At 67.1% G+C, this 18828-nt stretch carries 10 protein-coding genes; all 10 read left to right on the forward strand.

What is annotated here, in order from left to right:
* The first annotated feature begins 20 nt into the window (after nt 1–20).
* The 10 genes from E1H18_RS22240 to E1H18_RS22285 all read left to right on the forward strand — a co-directional run bounded on the left by E1H18_RS22240 (nt 21) and on the right by E1H18_RS22285 (nt 18816).
* The gene (locus E1H18_RS22240) at nt 21–3116 is read left to right on the forward strand and encodes a TonB-dependent receptor (protein ID WP_172272938.1); all 3096 of its coding nucleotides are present in this window, start codon (nt 21–23) and stop codon (nt 3114–3116) included.
* A gap of 156 nt (nt 3117–3272) precedes the next feature.
* A complete protein-coding gene (locus E1H18_RS22245) occupies nt 3273–5975 on the forward strand; it encodes a TonB-dependent receptor (protein WP_172272940.1) in 2703 nt (900 codons plus the stop codon).
* Nucleotides 5976–6065: 90 nt separating this feature from the next.
* Nucleotides 6066–6596, forward strand: coding sequence for an RNA polymerase sigma factor (locus E1H18_RS22250; protein ID WP_172272942.1), 531 nt, complete (start codon nt 6066–6068; stop codon nt 6594–6596).
* A gap of 3 nt (nt 6597–6599) precedes the next feature.
* Nucleotides 6600–7571 carry a FecR domain-containing protein gene (locus tag E1H18_RS22255; RefSeq protein WP_172272944.1) on the forward strand — a complete coding sequence of 324 codons (972 nt, stop codon included), beginning with the start codon at nt 6600–6602 and terminating at the stop codon, nt 7569–7571.
* A 98-nt stretch (nt 7572–7669) separates the two neighbouring features.
* A complete protein-coding gene (locus E1H18_RS22260) occupies nt 7670–9508 on the forward strand; it encodes a hypothetical protein (RefSeq protein ID WP_172272946.1) in 1839 nt (612 codons plus the stop codon).
* Between the two features lie 48 nt (nt 9509–9556).
* Complete coding sequence (locus E1H18_RS22265) at nt 9557–12370, forward strand: TonB-dependent receptor (protein ID WP_172272949.1); 2814 nt, start codon at nt 9557–9559, stop codon at nt 12368–12370.
* 181 nt (nt 12371–12551) lie between these two features.
* Nucleotides 12552–13709: an alginate lyase family protein gene (locus E1H18_RS22270; RefSeq protein WP_172272952.1), complete on the forward strand. Its 1158-nt coding sequence runs from the start codon at nt 12552–12554 to the stop codon at nt 13707–13709.
* Nucleotides 13702–14817: an aldose epimerase family protein gene (locus tag E1H18_RS22275; protein ID WP_172272955.1), complete on the forward strand. Its 1116-nt coding sequence runs from the start codon at nt 13702–13704 to the stop codon at nt 14815–14817. The genes E1H18_RS22270 and E1H18_RS22275 overlap by 8 nt, the downstream gene beginning before the upstream one ends.
* A gap of 130 nt (nt 14818–14947) precedes the next feature.
* Nucleotides 14948–15886: an alpha/beta hydrolase gene (locus E1H18_RS22280; RefSeq protein WP_172272958.1), complete on the forward strand. Its 939-nt coding sequence runs from the start codon at nt 14948–14950 to the stop codon at nt 15884–15886.
* A 149-nt stretch (nt 15887–16035) separates the two neighbouring features.
* On the forward strand, nt 16036–18816 hold the full coding sequence (locus E1H18_RS22285; protein ID WP_172272960.1) for a TonB-dependent receptor: 2781 nt from the start codon (nt 16036–16038) through the stop codon (nt 18814–18816).
* Nucleotides 18817–18828 lie beyond the last annotated feature (12 nt).

Raw genomic sequence — 18828 nt, forward strand, 5'->3', positions numbered from 1 at the left:
CCCAGGGAGGGAATTTTCAGATGATCCAAGATCGTAGACTCGTGCGCCGCGCCACGCTGCTGGCGTCCTGCGCCGTTCTGGCCGTGAGCGCGTCGGCGCAGGCGCGTCAGACCCAGCCGACCGCGCCCGCCGAAACCGAGACCGTCGACGCGGTCGTCGTCACCGGCTTCCGTCAGGCCTATGCCAACGCCATCGCCACCAAGCGCGACACCCTGCAGATCTCGGATGGCATCTCGTCCGACGGCCTGGGCCGCTTTCCCGACCTGAACGTCGGCGAGGCCATCCAGCGCATCCCGGGCATCCAGATCAACCGCGAGGCCGACAGCCGCAACGCCACGATCAGCCTGCGCGGCCTGCCGGGCACCTTCGCCCGCACCACCCTGAACGGCGGCGCTTTCGCCGACCCGATCCTGAACGGCTCGACCCCGCTGGGCGCCTTCAACTCGGACATCTTCTCGTCGATCAACGTGATCAAGTCGCCGATGTCGACCGACTTGGCCGGCGGCCTGTCGGGCAATATCGACCTGCGCATCGCGCCGGCGCTGCAGCGCAAGGACGGCGGCTTCGCCAAGGTTTCGTACGAATACAACGACCTTGGAAACCTGGGCAGCCCGCTGGCCTCGATCGGCTACAACAAGCACCTGACCGACGACTTCGCCGTGTTCGGCGTGGTGGCCTGGAAGGACGAGAAGTTCCGCCGCGACTCGATCACGGTGAACTCGTGGGCCAACCGCCTGGGCTCGATCCAGGTCGGCAATCAGGCGACGCCGGGCAACAACCCGACCTATGACGCGCTGATCGCCCAGTATCCGGGCGGGGTCTACTATCCCAGCCAGACCCGCCAGCTGGTCAAGTTCAATCGCGGCACCACCCTGTCGGCGGCGACCGGCTTCGAATGGCGTATGAACGAGAACTGGAAGTTCGGCGCCAACGGCTTCATCACCAAGCGCAAGCTGGACGAGGCGACCAACAACCTCCTCTACATCGACGCCGGCGGCGGGCAGGGATCCAACACCGCCCTGACGGCGACCTCCGCCGTGGCCGTGATCAGCAATATCGGCACGCCCTTCGTGGTGAAGACGCCGAATGGCGATCGCGCCTACATCAACAAGTTCTCGGCCGCCAACATCAACACCTTCGACTCGATCCGCTCGGAGCCGGCCACCAACCAGACCTGGGCGATCAACCCGACCGTGGAGTTCAAGAACGACGACTGGCGCGCCACCGCCAACCTGACCGTCTCGCGCGCCAAGGCGATGGCCAACCAGATCGAGTTCGACATCGTCCAGAATCCGTACCGCAACTTGGGTGCGGGCGGGCTGAACGGCATCACCACCTCGGTCAATCTGGGCGGCACGGACCTGTCGAACTACACGGCGGTCCTCAACACCCCGCGCGCTACCCACCTGCCGACGGGCGGCTTCACGATCCCGGCCGCGGCCAACGCCGCCACCCAGGCCGGCGCCCAGATGCCCGGTCAGGCCGCCAACGTTCCGGCCGACCGCTTCGGCGTCACCGGCACCAACGGCCAGGCCGACAACAAGCTGGATTCGCTGCAACTGGACCTGGAGCGCTCGTTCGCCGAGAACCCGTTCCTGACCAGCTTCCAGTTCGGCGGCCGGATCGAGCGCGGCGAGTTCACCTCGACCGGTTCGCGTAACACCTCGCTGGGCTCGCAGACCCAGAACATCACCCCGGCCATGGCCTCGCAGCTGTCCTATGCGCGCGACTTCTTCGGCGGCAAGGCGAGCGGCGCGACGTCCAACTGGATGGGCGTCAATGTCGACGAGATCCTGAAGGTGCTGACGCCGATCAACACCAACCCGCGCTCGGCGACCAATCCCAACGGCCTGCCCGATCAGTTCACCCTTGGCGCGCCTGGGGTGTTCCTGACCCCCTACGGCTTCATCAATAACTACTGGGACGGCAACTACTGGAACAACAACTTCAGCACCCGCAACGACGTCTATTCGCTGTACCTGACGGCGAAGTTCAAGGCCGATGTGCTGAGCATCCCCGTGCGCGGCGCCGCGGGCGTCCGCTACGAGTATACCAAGAACGACATCACGGCCCTGGACTGCAAGAACTGCTCGGCTGCGACCTCGGTGGTGGCCGGTCCCATCAACCACAGCCTGAGCACCCGCAAGACCGGCCAGAACTACGACTACTGGCTGCCGTCGCTGATCGTCGCCGCCGATCTGCGCGATGACCTGGTCCTGCGCTTTGCGGCCTATTCGACCTATGTCCGCCCGCAGCCGCGCGACAACGTGCCGACCTCGTTCGTGCAGACGCCGATCGACCTGACCCCGCCGGTCGACCCGATCTACACGGTCACCATCGGCGCCACCGACATCAAGCCCTACACCTCGGACTCGTTCGACGCCTCGCTGGAATGGTACAACCGGCCCGGCGGCCTGGTCTCGCTGGCGGCCTATCGCAAGAAGATCGACGGCTATATCGGCCCGATCACCGACCAGTCGGTGCTGTGCCCGTCCAGCGGCGTGATCCCCGGCCTGGACGTCGCCCTGGGCACGCTGACCATCGACAACTCGGCCGGCACGCCGCGCTGCATGAGCTCCAACCAGTTCATCGGCGCTGGCGGGGTGCTGAAGAACGCCCAAGTCAATATCAGCGGCCGCACCAACCAGAACCCGATGACCGTCACGGGCCTGGAGTTCAACATCCAGCAGAACCTCGACTTCCTGCCGGGCTTCTGGAAGGGCTTCGGCGGCGCTTTCAACTACTCGCGCACAAAGATCGAGGGTACGGATACGGCGGGCAACAAGATCACCCTGCCCAGCGTGTCGAAGAACAATATCAACCTGATCGGCTACTACGAGGCCAAGTGGGGCGGCGTGCGCCTGGTCTACAACTGGCGCGACAAGTACGACCTGGCCGCCGGTAACTCGTTCGTCGGCGACGCCCGCACCGTCAAGGCGCGCAGCCAGCTGGACGCCTCGGCCTCGTTTAACGTGACCAAGGACCTCACCGTCTCGCTCGACGCCTTCAACCTGACCGACGCCACCCGCTCGGAATATGAGAACGACCCGATGCTGCCCCGCCGCATCGACTACGACGGCCGCACCTACCAGGTAACCGTCCGGGCCAAGTTCTAGCGCTTCGTTCCCCCGAAGGCCTCGCGGCCCAGGCGCTTCCTGCGCGCCTGGGCCGTGATTTTTTTGAGGAGCAAACCGGCCAGCGCGTCGTAAGGAAAAGGATCGTCATTTCCGATGACGCGCACAGCGGCCGAAGAGCCGCGAGGGGAGGTGAAGATGTATCGGCGCACCGCTCCAGGTCGCCGCGTTGACTACTGCGCTTTGGCGCTTTCGAGCCTCTGCGTCCTTGCGCCGGTAAGCGCTGTCTCCCAGACGATTTCCCGTCCTGTCGCTCCGCGTATCCTCGACCAGGACGCCTCCAGCCTGACCCTGGCGCTACAGCGGCTGAGCCAGTCTACGGGCGCGCAACTGCTCTACGGTCCCGATCTCGTCGCGGGTCAGTCCGCGCCGGCCCTGAGGGGGCGGATGGGCGTGGAACGGGCGCTGACCCAGCTGCTATCTCGCACCGACCTGGCCTTCCGCCGGACGCCGTCCGGTGTGTTCGTGATCTATCGCATGCGGCCGGCCGCGCGCGTCGCTCACGACGCCCCGGCCGTTCGCCAAGCGCCGTTGAGTGAACCGGTCGTAGGCCTCGAAGCTGTTGTGATCACCTCGGGTAAGCGCCTGGAGACGCTGGGCCGCTCCGATGCGTCTGTGCAGGCGCTGTCGGGCCAGATGATGGACCGCACCGGCGTGCGTGACTTCGAGGATCTGGCCAAGCTGGCTCCGTCGCTGACCATCTCCAAAACTACCCAGCCGGGCAACAACAGCATCAATATCCGCGGCGTAGGGACCTATTCCTACTCGATCGGCACCGAGCCCAGCGTGGTGGTGGTGGTCGACGACGTGCCCCAGGCCTTCCAGGCCATGGCGTTTTCGGCCTTGGCCGACGTGCAGCAGGTCGAGATCCTTCGCGGTCCGCAGAGCACCCTGTTTGGCAAGTCCTCGGCGGCGGGTGTCATCTACATCACGACCAAGCCGGCCAGCGACGTGTTAGGCGTCCAGGCCGAGGCCCTGATCACCAACGACCACGAGGAGCGGATGCAGGCGGCCGTCACGGGGCCGATCAGCGACACCCTGAAGTTCCGCGCCGTCGCCGCCTACAGCCGATACCGCGGCACGGTGTTCAACCTGGCGACCCGTCGCTGGCTCAATGGCCAGTCGGACGTCAATCTGCGGGCCAAGCTGGTCTGGACCCCGGGGGATGACTGGACGGTGTCGGTCTCGCCCCACCTGACCCGCACCCTCTCATCGTGCTGCGTTGGAGCCGACACCTATATCTCGGCCAACGCCACCCTGACCCGGGCCGAGCTGAACCGCGAGGCGGTGCTGCGGGGCATCGTACCGGGGCCGGACAACCGAGAAGCCCGCTACAACATCAACGCCCGCGGCAATTCCACCGATGTCGGCGTCAATGTCCGCACCGTTGGTTCGGTCGGCTCCTGGCGGCTGACCTCGATCACGGCCGTGGACCGCTACACGCTCTACGATCGCCAGGACACCGACGCCACCGATCTGGACTACAGCCTGCTGGACCCGCGGCTGCCGCGCGGCGGCTCGGCCAACGGCGGCGATTTTCTCATCCGGGCCGAGAGTCAGGAGGTGCGGCTGAACAGTCCCTCTGGCGGGCGCTGGGACTATGTTGGCGGGCTCTATCTGGGCCGGACGCGGTCGGAGCGCTACTTCGTGCGCGGCTCCGATACGCTGGGCGACTACAACGGCCTGCCGGCGCTGCCGACCACCAACAGCACGCTCTATTCGCGCTATTTCGCCCGGACGACCTTGCGCACCTTCGCCGCGTTCGGTCAGGGCAGCTATGCGGTCAACGATCGGCTCTCGATCCTGTCGGGCCTGCGGCTGGCCCACGAGCGGATCGCTTATCGCTTCGACGACCTGGGCGCGGGCGTCACCTATGGCGCGCCGGCCTGCTCGCGCATGACGCCCTCGGTGGCCATCGAGACCTGCCATGCCGACACCGCGCTGAGCGGCCGGATCGGCCTGCAGGGCAAGGTCTCGCCAGGCCTGACCGCCTATGCGACCTACTCGACGGGCTACAAGGGCAGGGCTTACGACCTGACCAGCAGCCTGACCATGCGCACGCCGTTGGCCAGCGGTCCCTATGCCGGCCTTCCGGCCGCCGACGTCGTGGCCGCTCAGCAGCCGATCGCTTCAGAAACGGTGGGAAGCTACGAGGCCGGGCTGCGGGCGATCTCGACCGATCGCAATCTGAGCTGGAACCTCACCGTCTATCAGGAGCGCTTCAACGGCTTCCAGGCCCAGAGCCGCGACGACGCCATCGGCCTCAATGTGCTCAATAGCATCGGCAGCATGCGCGCCGAGGGCGTGGAGAGCGAGTTCAGCGCCCGCCTGACCCCGCGCCTGACCCTCGCCGGCGCAGCCAACTACAACCGGGCGATCATGCGCGATTTCGCCAACGCCGCCTGCTACTTCGGCCAGAGCGCAGCGCAGGGCTGCGTGGGCGGACGTCAGGACCTGTCGGGCAAGACCTTGTTCAATGCGCCGCGCTGGTCGCTGAACCTCAACGCCTTTTACCAGCGGCCGCTGGCCGGTGACCGGCGGCTGGAGATCAATGCTGGTTATCGCTGGCGCTCACGCGTGGTCTACGGGCTGCTGCAGGACCCGGCGTCGCGCGACCAACCCCAGGGCGTGCTGGACGTTTCGGCTGCGGTCGGAGGGCCGGGCTGGCGGGTGACGGGCTTCGTCGACAACGTCCTGGACCAGCGCATCGCCCTGACGCGCGGTCGCGACGTGCAGTGGAACCTGATCGGCGCCGATGGCCGTCCCGCCCAGGCCACGCACTGGAAGCCCTCGCGCGACAGCGGCCGCCACCTGGGCCTGCGCCTGGCGGTGGACTACTGACGTGTGGTTTTCTTTGAGGGTCGGTCGGGGTAGCGCGTCGGAACGGAAGAGCGGACGAGAGAGCCGTCTTAGGGAGGTACCGGTCTAGGCATGGTCGCGCAGCCCAAACTCGATCCGCGCGAGCACGCCTTCTTCGAGCGCCTGTCGGCAGCCTATCGTGGCCCGCTGATCGCCTATTTCGAGCGCCGCGTGCGCTCGCGCGAGGAGGCTGAGGACCTGACGCAGGAGGTGTTCCTGCGCCTGGTGCGGCGACCGGAGGGCGCGGACCTCGACAATCCCGAGGCCTTCGTCTTCAGCACGGCGGTCAATCTGCTGCGCGACCGGATGCGGCGGGACAAGACCTTCCGCAGCCACCTGAGCGAGACCGAGCACCGGCAGGAACGCTTTGAGGGTATTTCGCCCGAGCGCGTCTTACAGGATAGGCAGGCGCTGCAGACAGTGATGCAGCGGCTGAACCAGCTGGACGAGCGGACCCGCGACGCCTTCATCCTGCACCGGCTGGAGGGCTGGAAGCACGCCGAGATCGCCCGCGCTTTCGGTGTGTCCGTCAGCTCGGTCGAGAAGTACATCATCAAGGCCCTGGCGCACCTGATGCGGTCGCCCGGTCCCTACAAGAGCTGAGCCGTGTCGAACCCGTTGCAACAGTCCCTGATCGACGAAGCCGCCGCCGGCTGGGCCGCGCGGCGTCTCGGCGGCGACGCCGTGGACGAGGCGGGCTTCACGCGCTGGCTGGACGAGAACCTGGCCCATGCCGAAGCCTATGACCGCGCCGAGGCCGCCTGGCGGCTGATCGGGGAGGGGGCTGGGACTTCCGAGCTTCTGGCCGCGCGCCGTGACGCCCTGGCCCGCGCGCGACGGCCCAAGGTCACACGCTTCGACCGGCGTCTGGTCGCGGCTGGCCTGATCGCCGCCGTGGCTGCGCCGACCGCCTGGTGGCTTGGCCGGCGCGGCGAAGAGGACCAGCTGATCCAGACCGCGCTGGGCGAGCAGCGCACCCTGACCCTGGCCGACGGCAGCCGCGTGACCCTGGACGCCCTGACGGTCATGCGGGTTCGCTACACGCCCGGCCTGCGCTCGGTCGATCTGGTCGCCGGCCGCGCCTATTTCGAGGTGGCCAAGGACGCGTCCCGGCCGATGCGGGTCCGCGCCGGCCCGCGCACGGTCACCGCCCTGGGCACGGCCTTCTCGGTTCGCCGCGAGCCGCGCGAGACCATCGTGGTCCTGGCCGAGGGCAAGGTGTCGGTCAGCAATCACGAAAGCGCTGCGACCCTGGCGGTGATGCGCCCCGGCCAGACCATGGTGCTGGGCGACGGTCTCGCTGTGAGCGCGCCGGTCGCCGCCGATCTCGACCACGCCCTGGCCTGGCGGCGCGGGCAGGTGGTGCTGGACAATGTCGCCCTGGCCGACGCGGCCGCCGAGATGAACCACTACTCGACCCTGCAGGTGGTGGTCGCCGACGCTCGCCTGCGTGGCCTTCGGGTCAGCGGCACCTTCAACGCCGGCGACAGCGCCGCCTTCGTCGAGGCCGTGCAGTCCTACTTCCCCGTGCGGGTCGAGAAGACCGCCACCAGCGTCGAGCTGCACGCTGCGCGATAAAATGCGGGGCGCCTGAAAAAACTTTTGAGGAGGTCGCCGGCCAGCGCGTCGGAACGGTCAAGAGCAAGGTCGAAACGACCATCTCGGGAGGATCGTTCTTGAAGCTGACACCGGTTACTGCGCTTTCGAGCCTCATCCTGCTGGGCCTGGCCGGTCCGAGCCTTGCCGCTCAAACCGCGCCCATCCCCGCCTTCGACGCCACGGTCCGCGACCGCATCCAGCCCCAGACCGAGCAGCTGCTGATCAAGCTGGTCAAGGACGGCCGCAAGCTGGAGCTGGACGGCACCCCGGTGTTCAACGGCAGCGACAAGTTCCTGCCCGGCAAGATCGCCCTGGGCCTGGTGGACTATCTGATCGCCCTGCCGGCCGACGATCCGCGCCTGCCCAAATACCTGGCCGACTTCCGCAAGATCGCCAAGCTGACCGCCGACGACGCCAACGACAGCTGGGGCGCCTACTACTACCTGTCGGCCCTGAACAAGCTGCGCGAGGCCGGTCGCCTGAAGGAGGCCGTCGATCCGCTGACCCTGGCGAAGCTGCGCGTGCGGCTGGACTGGCGGATGTTCGTCGACGTCGACACCTATGCGCTGATCGACCACCCCAACAACTACTACTGCGTGGCCTTCGCCATGGCCCGCCTGCGCGCCACCATGGGCTGGGATGACGGGGCGCCCGCCGAGAAGCTCTACGCCAAGATCGCCGAGCACTACGACCTCTATTCGGGCCAGTACGGCTTCGCCGACGAGACCGACGGCGACGGGCGCTTCGACCGCTATAGCGTCCTGTTGGCCGGCGAGATCGCCCAGCGCTACATCGAGACCGGCGGCAAGCCGCCGGCCGAGACCCTGGCCTGGCTGCGCAAGTCGGCAGACGTCATGCTGATGCGCCTGGACGCGCAAGGGCGCGGCTTCGAGTACGGCCGCAGCATCGGTCCCTACGGCGAGACGGCGATCATCGAGACCCTGACCGCCGCGGCGGTGCTGGACCTGCTGACGCCGCAGCAGAAGGATCTGGCCTATGCCTACGCGGCCCGCGCCGCCCAGCGCTATGTCGAGTTCTGGCAGGACCCCAAGACCGGTTCGGTGAACCTGTGGGACGGCGGCCGCCGCACCGACGACTATCGCGGCAAGTTCCGGATCCTGGGCGAGAACCTCTCGCTGGCCCACCAATATGCCTACACCAGCGCCCACTGGGCGCGGATGGGCTATGCGAACAAGGCCCCGGCCGCCGACTGGGCCAAGGGCCTCGCCACCCTGCCGCGCCGCCAGGTCACCTGGTTCGCCAAGGGAAAGTACGACCGCCTGCTGGTCAGCACCCGCGACGGCGAGCGGATGATCAGCCTGCCGGTGATCAATGGCGGCGCCAGCCAGCACATGCACAATCCGTACTTCCCGATCCCGTTCTCGCCGGGAATGCTGGAAGCCTCGCCCGACGGCGTCGCCCCGTTCCTGACCCCGCGCCTGACGCTGGACGACGGCGCGCAGCTGATGCCGCTGGCCTACATCAAGGACGTCAAGGTCGACGCCAAGGGCGCGCGCACCACCGTCTCCTGGCGCCAGGACGAACTGGACCGGATGGGTGACCGCGCGCCCGTCGCCGACGCCCGGGTCTCGGTCGCCACGACCTACGTCCTCGAGCCCGGCCGGATCACCCGCACCGACGTCTTCACCCCGGCCAAGGGCGTGACCGTCAAGGACGTCGAGCTGCAGCTGGGCTCGTTCTCCACCGGCGCCACTCAGGCCGGCGGCGTAACCACCTTCGCCGACGGCGCGGTGCGCCGCTTCGCCGTCGAGGGGATCAAGGCCTGCGCGGCCAGCGCGCCGGGCGAAGACAAGGAATACCGCGCCGCGACCGGGGCCATGGCGACCAAGGTCGTCTGCCAAGGCGCGCCGGCCGCCGGTCCGTTCAAGATCACCTGGCGGATCGACTACCGCTGAGGCGGAAACCATCAACAAAAACAAAGATAAGTAAGAGGGGAAGAGCCTATGAAGTCCCAATTCTATCGCGGCCTGCTGCTGTCGGCGGCCATCATCCTGCCGGCCCACGCCTGGGCCCAGACCGCGGCGCCGCAGGCCGAGGAGGCCGCCGTCGACGAGATCGTCGTCACCTCGGCCCGCGCCACCCAGCGCAGCTCGATCGAAACCAAGCGCACCGCCAGCGTCATCGTCGACGGCATCGTCAACGATGAGATCGGCGCTCTGCCCGACAACTCCGTGGCCGATACGCTGGAGCGCATCACCGGCGTCACCGCCGACCGCTTCAAGGGCAACGCCAACGAGCTGTCCGTCCGCGGTCTTGGCCCGACGCTCAGCTTCTCGACCTTCAATGGCCGCGAGGTCTCGACCGCCGGTCCCGACCGCTCGGTGGCCTTCCAGCAGTTCCCGTCGGAGCTGGTCAACGGCGTGCTGGTCTACAAGTCGCAACAAGCCGACTTCCTCGAAGGCGGCCTCGCTGGCGTCATCGAGCTGAAGTCGATCCGCCCGATCGACTACGGCAAGCGCCGCATCCAGATGGAAGTCCGCGGCGCCTACCTGCCCAAGGACGCCGACATCCGCGGCCGCAACGGCCTGGGGTATCGCGGCAACATCTCCTACACCGACAGCTGGGACACCAAGCTGGGCGAGATGGGGGTGAGCCTGGGCTACCAGCGCCTGGATCAGGCCACGCCCGAAGACTACTACATCACCAACTCGGCCTTCGTGCCGTGCACCACCTATGCCGCAGCCCCGGGTACGGCGACGGCCAACTGCTCGAACGCGACGACCGCGCCGGCCGGCTCGACCGTCGGCCCGCGGTACTTCGCCACCAGCGCCCGCACCTTCCAGGCCAAGGTCACCGACGAAGTTCGCGAAGCGGTGATGGGCACCTTCCAGTGGAAGCCCACGCCGAACCTCGACATCAGCCTGGACGGCCAATACTCGACCCGCAACAGCGGCGAACGCCGCAACCAGCTGGCCATCACCGAGGGCCTGCGCGGCATCCAGCCGCTGCTGGTCGGCGACGGCGGCGACTACAGCAACGGCGCCCTGATGCGCTACAGCGGCAACTCCAACCTCGAGATCCAGCTGGAGAACCGCCAGCGTAACGAGAAGTACATCGGTGGCGGCGGCGCGGTGACCTGGACGCCCACCGAGCGCCTGACGGTCAGCGGCGACCTGTCATACTCGCAGTCGCACCGCACCGAGCTGCAGAAGGCCACCAACATGCGCTCGGCCAACCGCGTGGCCTATACGCTGGACGCGACGGGCGACGAGGTCCCGTCGGTGACCTTCAGCAATTTCGACGTCAACGATGCGTCGAACTTCCTGATCGCCACGCCGACCAACAACAGCAACTACGCGCGCTATCGTCAGGTCACCGACCGCTTCGACAAGATCGGCGCCGTGCGGGCGGACGTGACCTACGAGCTGGGCGACGGCTTCTTCCAGAGCGTCAAGTTCGGTGGCCGCCTGTCGGATCACCGCCGCACCCAGGACGCCAACAACAACGCCGACGTGAACCTGCCGGTCGCCTATGACGGCCGCACGCCGGCCCAGCTGGTCGCCGCCGCCAACGCCAACTGCCGCACGCCGTTCGTCAACAGCAACTTCATGGACGGCAAGGGCAATGTCCGCTCGTGGGCGCTGTTCGACAACGACTGCCTGTTCCGCACCTATACCGGCCGCGACAGCAACCCGCTGCCGGCCAACGCCCCGGGTCCGGAAGACTCCAACATCCGTGAGCGGATCAGCACCGCCTATGTGATGACCAACTTCCGCACCCAGCTGGGCGACACGCCGGTCTCGGGTAACGCGGGGGTTCGCTATGTGCGCACCCGCGTGCTGTCGAAGGGCTTCCGCGGCGAGGTCACCGTGACGCCGTCGACCGGCGGCTCGGCCGCCATCGTGATCCGCACCCCGGGCACCCCGCTTGAGGAGATCGAGGGCACGGGCGGCTACGAGTACTTCCTGCCCAGCGCCAACGTCGCCTTCGACCTCAGCGACGTGATCAAGCTGCGCCTGGCCGCGTACAAGGGCCTGTCGCGCTCGGGCATCGAGGACTTCAACGTCGGCATCACCCCGGTCGCCGACGCCAACGGCACCACGGTCGAGTCCGTCCTGGTCAACAGCACCACCGGCAACCCGAACCTCAAGCCGATCCGCGGATGGAATCTGGACGCCTCGCTGGAGTTCTACGTCAATCGCGACACCTCCTTCGCCGTGGCCACCTATTACAAGCGGCTGAAGGGGGCCGCGTTCGACGCCCGCGAGCCGCTGCCGACCACGATCATCGCCAACGGCCAGCCGGTGACCTTCAACGCCATCGCCCCGGCCAACGACCCGAACACGCGCGAGCTGTACGGCATCGAGTTCAGCGGCAACCACGCTTTCACCTACCTGCCGGGTCTGCTGAGCGGGTTCGGGGTTTCGGGCAGCCTGGCGATCACCGAGGCCGACTTCGAGTTCGCCGATCCGTCGACGGTCGGTCCCTACGTCGATCCGGCCAACCTGATCGGCCTGTCGAAGTATACGGGCAACGGCTCGGTCTACTGGGAGAACGACAAACTCTCGCTGCGGGCCTCGTACCGCTACCGTTCGAACTACTTCAAGCCCAACAGCGGCTCGAACCGCAGCGTCAAGGGCTCGGGCTTCCTGAACCTGTCGGCGACCTACGACCTGACCAAGCAGGTCCAGCTGAAGCTGCAGGCTCTGAACGTCACCAACACCCGGGACATCATGTTCAAGCCCGGCGAAGACTCCATCACCGAGGTCAGCGACAACGGCTCGCAGATCTATTTCGGCGTCCGGATGCGCTTCTGATCTGACCCCCTCATCGGCGCGATCTAATCTTCGTTCCCATCGCGCCGACACTGTCCCGCCGCCGAACGCGGTCCGTTAGTTTGACAGATGCGCCGTCCCTCCCGGCGGCGCATCTGATCACGGATGTTCCCGCGCAGGCGGGGCGCGGGATTTCTTTATTCGCCCGCTCAGGAGCCGTTTCATGAATCGACGCGACTTCTGTCTGGGGACGGCCGGTGTCGTCGGGGCCTTCGGGACCTCGGCGCAGGCTTTGGATCTGGCCGCCATCGACCGCGGCCGGATCCTGAAGGCCGCCGATCGCTATCTGGCCGAGCGCCCGGTGACGATCACGGCCTTCGCGGCCGAGCGTAGTCCAGCCGGCCCTCACGACTACTATTCCGAGGCCGACTACTGGTGGCCCAACTCCGCCCATCCGGCCGGGCCCTATGTCCGCAAGGACGGCTTCTCCAATCCCGACAAGTTCACCGCCCACCGGGACGCGGTGATCCGCCTGGGCGTCCAGCTGCCGGCCTTGGCGGCGGCCTACCAAGTAACCGGACAGGCCCACTACGCCGAGCATGCCGAGAAGCATCTGCAGGCGTGGTTCGTCTCGCCTAAGACCAAAATGAACCCGCACCTGGAGCACGCCCAGGCGATCATCGGCGTGAACACGGGGCGCGGGATCGGGGTCATCGACACTCTCCACCTGGTCGAGGTCGCCCGCGCCGTTTCCGTGCTCAGGGCCGCGCGGCCCAAGGCGGCGGTCTATGCCCCGACCGTGGCGTGGTTCGACGCCTACCTGACCTGGATGACCACCTCGGCCAAGGGGATCGACGAACGAAACCAGAAGAACAACCACGGCAGTTGCTGGGCCCTGCAGGCCGCCGAATTCGCCAAGCTGACGCACCGCCCGGTCGAGCTGGACGTGGCGCGGGGCCGGATTAAGGCGCTGGTCCCCGGCCAGATCGCCGCCGACGGGTCCCAGCCCCTGGAGCTGGCCCGCACCAAGCCCTACGGCTACTGCCTGTTCAACCTGGACGTCCTGGCGGCCTGCGCTCACGTGCTTTCCACGCCGGGCGACGATCTCTGGACCTTCAAGGGGCAGACCGGCGGATCGATCGCAGATGCGCTGGCCTGGATGGCGCCGTTCATCGCCGACAAGACGACTTGGCCCAGGCCGCCCGACGTCGAGGCTTGGGACGGTTGGCCTGTTCGTCAGCCCAGTCTGCTGTTCGGCGGCCTGGCCTTGGGGCGAACGGATTATCTGGATCTGTGGAAACGTCTGGACCCGGACCCGACCGACGCCGAGATTGTCCGCAATTATCCGCTTCGCCAGCCGGTGCTCTGGATCGATGCTTAAGCTCGCCGTGCTGTTGCTGTCCGTTGCAGGGCTGGCCCAGGCCGCCGAGGTTCGACGTGAGCCGTTTGGTGAGACGAAGGCCGGCGTCGCCGTCGTCAGGACGGTTCTGCGCAACGACCTGGGCATGACCGTCGCGGCCATCGACTTCGGCGCGACCCTGACGGCGATCAGGACGCCGGATCGCCAGGGCCGGTTCGCCAACGTCGTGCTGAACCGGCCCGATATCGCCGCCTACGAGACCAACCAGCGTCGCTACGGCGCGGTGGTCGGGCGCTATGCCGGCCGGATCACCGACGCGCGCTTCACCCTGGACGGGACGACCCACCAGCTTGAGGCCGGCCGCAACAACATGACCCTGCACGGGGGGGCGAACGGCTACGACAAGCGCGTCTGGAGCAGCAGTCTCGTCTCCGATCGCCGCTCGGTCGGCGTCCGCTATCGTCTGCTCAGCCCGGCCGGCGACCAGGGCTTTCCGGGCGCGGTCGAGCTGACTGTGACTTACCGCCTGATGCGCCAGGCCAATGAACTTCGCATCGAATATGAGGCTCGCACCGACGCGCCCACGGTGATCAACCCGACCAACCACGCCTTCTTCAACCTAGCCGGGGCGGGGCAGGGGACCGTGGCCGACCATCGTGTCCAAATCGACGCCGCTCGCTACGCCGAGGTCGACGCCCGCAAGGCCCCGACGGGGGCGTTGCCCTCGGTGGCCGGCACGGTGCTGGACTTCCGTACGCCCCGCCGGGTGGGCGACGTGCTGAAGCTGGACGACCGGCTGCTGGCTTCGTCGAACGGCTTCGATCACAGCCTGGTGCTGGCCGACGCCGCCACGCCGGCGCCCAGGCTGGCCGGCTGGATCGAGGACCCGTCCAGCGGTCGCCGCATGACCATCCTGACCACCGAACCCTCGGTGCAGTTCAACACCGGCAACGGCTTCGATGGCGGCGAGACAGGCTCGGAGGGCGTGGCCTATCCCCGCTATGCCGGCCTGGCCTTCGAAACGCAGCACCTGCCAGACAGCCCCAACCAGCCAACATTCCCCACGACGGTGCTGCGGCCGGAGAAACCGTTCCGCTCGATCACGGTGCTTCGCTTCACGGGAAGATGAAGGTAGGCGGGCGACAACCCCGGTCGACGGTATTATGTGGACCGCCGTCCCGGCGCTCGTTTTCCTGAGGTGGTCTTTGCAAGCGCGTAAGGTTGGCCTGGCTTTAGCGCAGGCCCTCTCACTGTTCGTCTTGAGCGCCGGCAGCGCGGCGTCCGCCCAGAGCGGGGCATCGGCGCCGTTTACGGTCGAGCGGGTGCTTGGCGAGATGCGCAGCGCGGGCATCGCCGTCTCGGTCCCGACCGATCCGCCCGCCGGCGCGATCCAAGCTCGCGAGGACCTGGAATACCTGAGACGCGGCGACGACGTCCTCCGCCTGGACGTCTATCGTCCCAGCGCGGCGGGACCGCGGCCCGCAGTGCTGATCCTGCACGGCGGGGGCTGGGAGTCCGGCTCGCGCCAGATGGAAAGAAATCTGGCCAAGGCCTTGGCCGCCCGGGGCTTTGTCGCCATTCCGGTCAGCTATCGCCTGGGCGCGGCCGGACGTTTCCCCGGCGCGGTTCATGATGTGAAGGCGGCCGTGCGCTGGGTGCGCGCCAACGCCAAGACGTTCGGCGTCGACCCTGAGTTCATCGCCATCGCCGGCGGCTCGGCCGGCGGGCATCTGGCTGCCTTGGTCGGGGCCAGCAATGGTGTGGCGGCGCTTGAGGACAGCCCGAGGTTCGAAGCCAAGGCCAGCGCCGTGCAGGCCATGGTCGATATCGATGGCGCGGCCAGCTTTCCCGACGCGGCCCTGATCGCCCAGGAACAGAAGCGGCAGGGCGCGACCTCGCGGTTCCTGGGCGGCAACTATGTCGAGCGCCGCGAGACCTGGTTCGCCGCTTCGCCCCTGACCTATGTCGGCCCTGCCAGCGCGCCGTCGCTGTTCTTCGCCACCAACGGCAAGTCGCCCATCCTGCCTGGACGGCCTGAGATGGCCGCGCGCCTGCAGGCTCTGGGCCTGGTCGCCGAGATCCACGATCTGCCGCCGGGTACGCCGCACCCGTTCTGGCTGCTCGAGCCCTGGTTCACGCCGCTGGTCGACCAGATCGCGACCTTCCTGGACGCCCGCTATCAGGCGACCAAGCCCTAGGGCGCGGGCTTCGCCGGGCGTGAAGTTTTGATGAAATCAGACATTCCCCGCTGAGGCCCCTTGGGGCCGCGTCGTTGAGGGCGTCGGGGGCGTGGGTTGGACAGCATGTCCAATGACCCCGCCGTCGCCACAAAGACCAGGGGATAGCGATGATCGAACTGAACACGAAGGGCCGCCGCGCGCGCCATACGGCCTGGCTGATGACCAGCTGCGCCGCCGTCGGCCTGTTCGCCGCCACGGGCGCCCACGCCCAGGCCGCCGCGCCGCAAGACGCGTCGATCGAAGAGATCGTCGTCACCGGCAGCTATCGCCGCAGCCTGCAGAAGGCCGTGGACATGAAGCGCGAAACGACCGGCTTCTCGGACTCGATCGTCGCCACCGACGTCGCCAACTTCCCGGAACAGAACCTGGCCGAAGCGCTGCAGCGCATGCCGGGCGTCACCATCGAGCGTAACAAGGGCCTGGGCGGCCGCGTCAGCGTCCGGGGCCTGCCCAGCGAGTACACCTTCGTCAGCATCAACAACCTGGGCACGGCCACGGCCTCGAGCGGCGGCGGCCGTGACGTCGAGTTCGACATCTTCGCCTCGGAAGTGATCCAGCAGGTCACCGTCCAAAAGTCGCCGCGCGCGTCGGACGAAGAAGGCGGCATCGCCGGCTCGGTGTTCATCTCGACGGCCCGTCCGTTCGACTACAGCGGCCGCAAGCTGGTCGCCTCGGCCGAGGGCGCGTACAACTCGATCTCGAAGAAGAGCGACCCGAAGGTCTCGTTCCTGGCCAGCGACACCTGGGGTGACTGGGGCGGCCTGGTGTCGTTCTCGGCCGCGCGCCGCACCAACCGCACCGACAGTAACTCGGGCATCAACTTCCGTCCGGCGTTCCGCTTCCTGGAAGCCGGCGGGACGCGCGCTTCCCAGGCCGTCTCCGTACTGGCGCGCGACGCCGGCGTCGTCGTCACCGACGTCCGCAACCGCGACCAGACCGGCCGCATCATCTTCCAGGACAAGGTCGGCGACCGCGCCTATCTGAACACCCAGGACCAGTGGGGCGGCACGGCCTCGCTGCAGTACAAGCCGTCGGCGAACTTCGACATCGCTTTCGACGCCATGGTCGGCGGTTTCGACAACACCGAGGACGAGTATGACGCGGCGGCCTATTCGGCTTCCAGCCGCAGCACGTTCGAGACCATCCACAGCTACGACAAGGAAACCCTGTCGGAGTACGGCATCGTCGTTCTGCGCGACGTCTCCTACACCGCCACCCAGCACGAAATGCTGAGCAAGGAGCGGATCAGCAAGACCGACTACGCCCAGTTCGGCACCGAGTTCAACTGGCGTGGCGACAGCTGGACCCTGCATGGTCTGGCCGGCTATTCGGGCGCCGAGAAGACCATCGACTTCTCCAACCTCAAGCACGTGGCCTACGCCCCGTCGCGCACCCGCTGGACGGAAAAGGGCGGCGAGACCGTCAAGAGCGCCAACCCGGCCTCGATCGACATGTACAACAGCCCCGCCTCGTACCTGTTCGAGGCCTATGAGACCAACGTCGAGAAGATCAAGGACGACAAGTACGCGGCCCAGCTGGACTTCACCAAGGAGTTCTCGCTGAGCTTCTTCCCGGCCCTGAAGGCCGTGCAGGTCGGCGCCCGCTACACCGATCGGTCGAAGGAGCGTCAGTACGGCGCCCTGAACATCCAGGGCCCCAGCGCCGGCAGCTCCGCCTGGCTCAACACCCGCAAGATGTCCGACAGCCCGCTGACGCCGATCGACCAACTGGTGCCGGGCGGCAAGTACAGCATCCGCGACATCACCTGGAGCCAGATCTCCAACGAGTACGCGCGCGAGACCTTCCGCTACGCCGGTTTCTCGACGCCGTTCACGCCGGGCGACTACTATGAGGTATCGGAAGAGGTGAAGAGCCTCTACGCCATGGCCGATCTGGGCTTCGACGTCGGCCCCGTGCCGGTGGCGATCAACGGCGGCGTCCGTTACGTGGACACCTCGGTGACCTCGTCGGGCTACCACCAGATCCAGACCCCGACCGGCGGCACGACCTACACCCCCGAACCGGTGTCCAGCGACGGCAGCTACAACAAGCTGCTGCCCAGCGTGAACTTCACCGCCGAACTGACCGACAGCATCGTGCTGCGCGGCGCCGCGTCGAAGACCCTGATGCGTCCGGGCCTGACGGACCTGGCCTACAAGCGCACGGCCAGCTGGAACTCGTTCCGCTTCACGGACGGCAACCCGAACCTGAAGCCGATCTTCGCCGAGCAGTGGGAAATCGGTCTCGAGAAGTACCTGCCGGAAGGCGGTCTGCTGGCGGTCTCGTACTTCAACAAGAAGCTGGAGGGCGTGATCCGCCAGGCCCTGACGGGTACGGTGCCGAACGTCACCAAGTACAACGCCAATGGCACGATCGACGGCGTCTACGACTTCGACGTCTATCAGCCGATCAACGTTGCCGGGACCAGCAAGGCCACGGGCTTCGAAATGGTGGCGATCGTGCCGTTCGGCCTGTTCTGGGAGCCGGCCAAGGGCTTCGGGATTAACGCCAACTACACGATCCTGGACAGCTCGCTGAACGGTGCGTCGCTGCTCAACGTGCCGATGTCGCTCCCGGGCCTGGCCGACAAGGCCTACAACGTCACCCTGTTCTACGAGAACGCCAAGTTCCAGGCTCGCGTCTCGTACAATCACAAGGGCAAGTACGTCGAAAGCATCGGCTACGAAATGTATCCGGTCTGGCGTAGCGGCTACGGCCAGGCCGATATCTCGGTCAGCTACAACATCAACGACAACGTCCAGGTCAGCCTCGAGGGCATCAATGTCACCGACGCGCGGACCAAGGGCTACACGATGGATCCGTCGTTCCCGGTGATGGACGAGAAGTCGGGCCGTCGTTTCAGCCTGGGCCTGCGCCTGAACTTCTAATCCGTAAACTGA

Source organism: Caulobacter sp. RHG1 (genome assembly GCF_013181195.1).
In the GTDB taxonomy this organism is placed as follows: Bacteria; Pseudomonadota; Alphaproteobacteria; order Caulobacterales; family Caulobacteraceae; genus Caulobacter.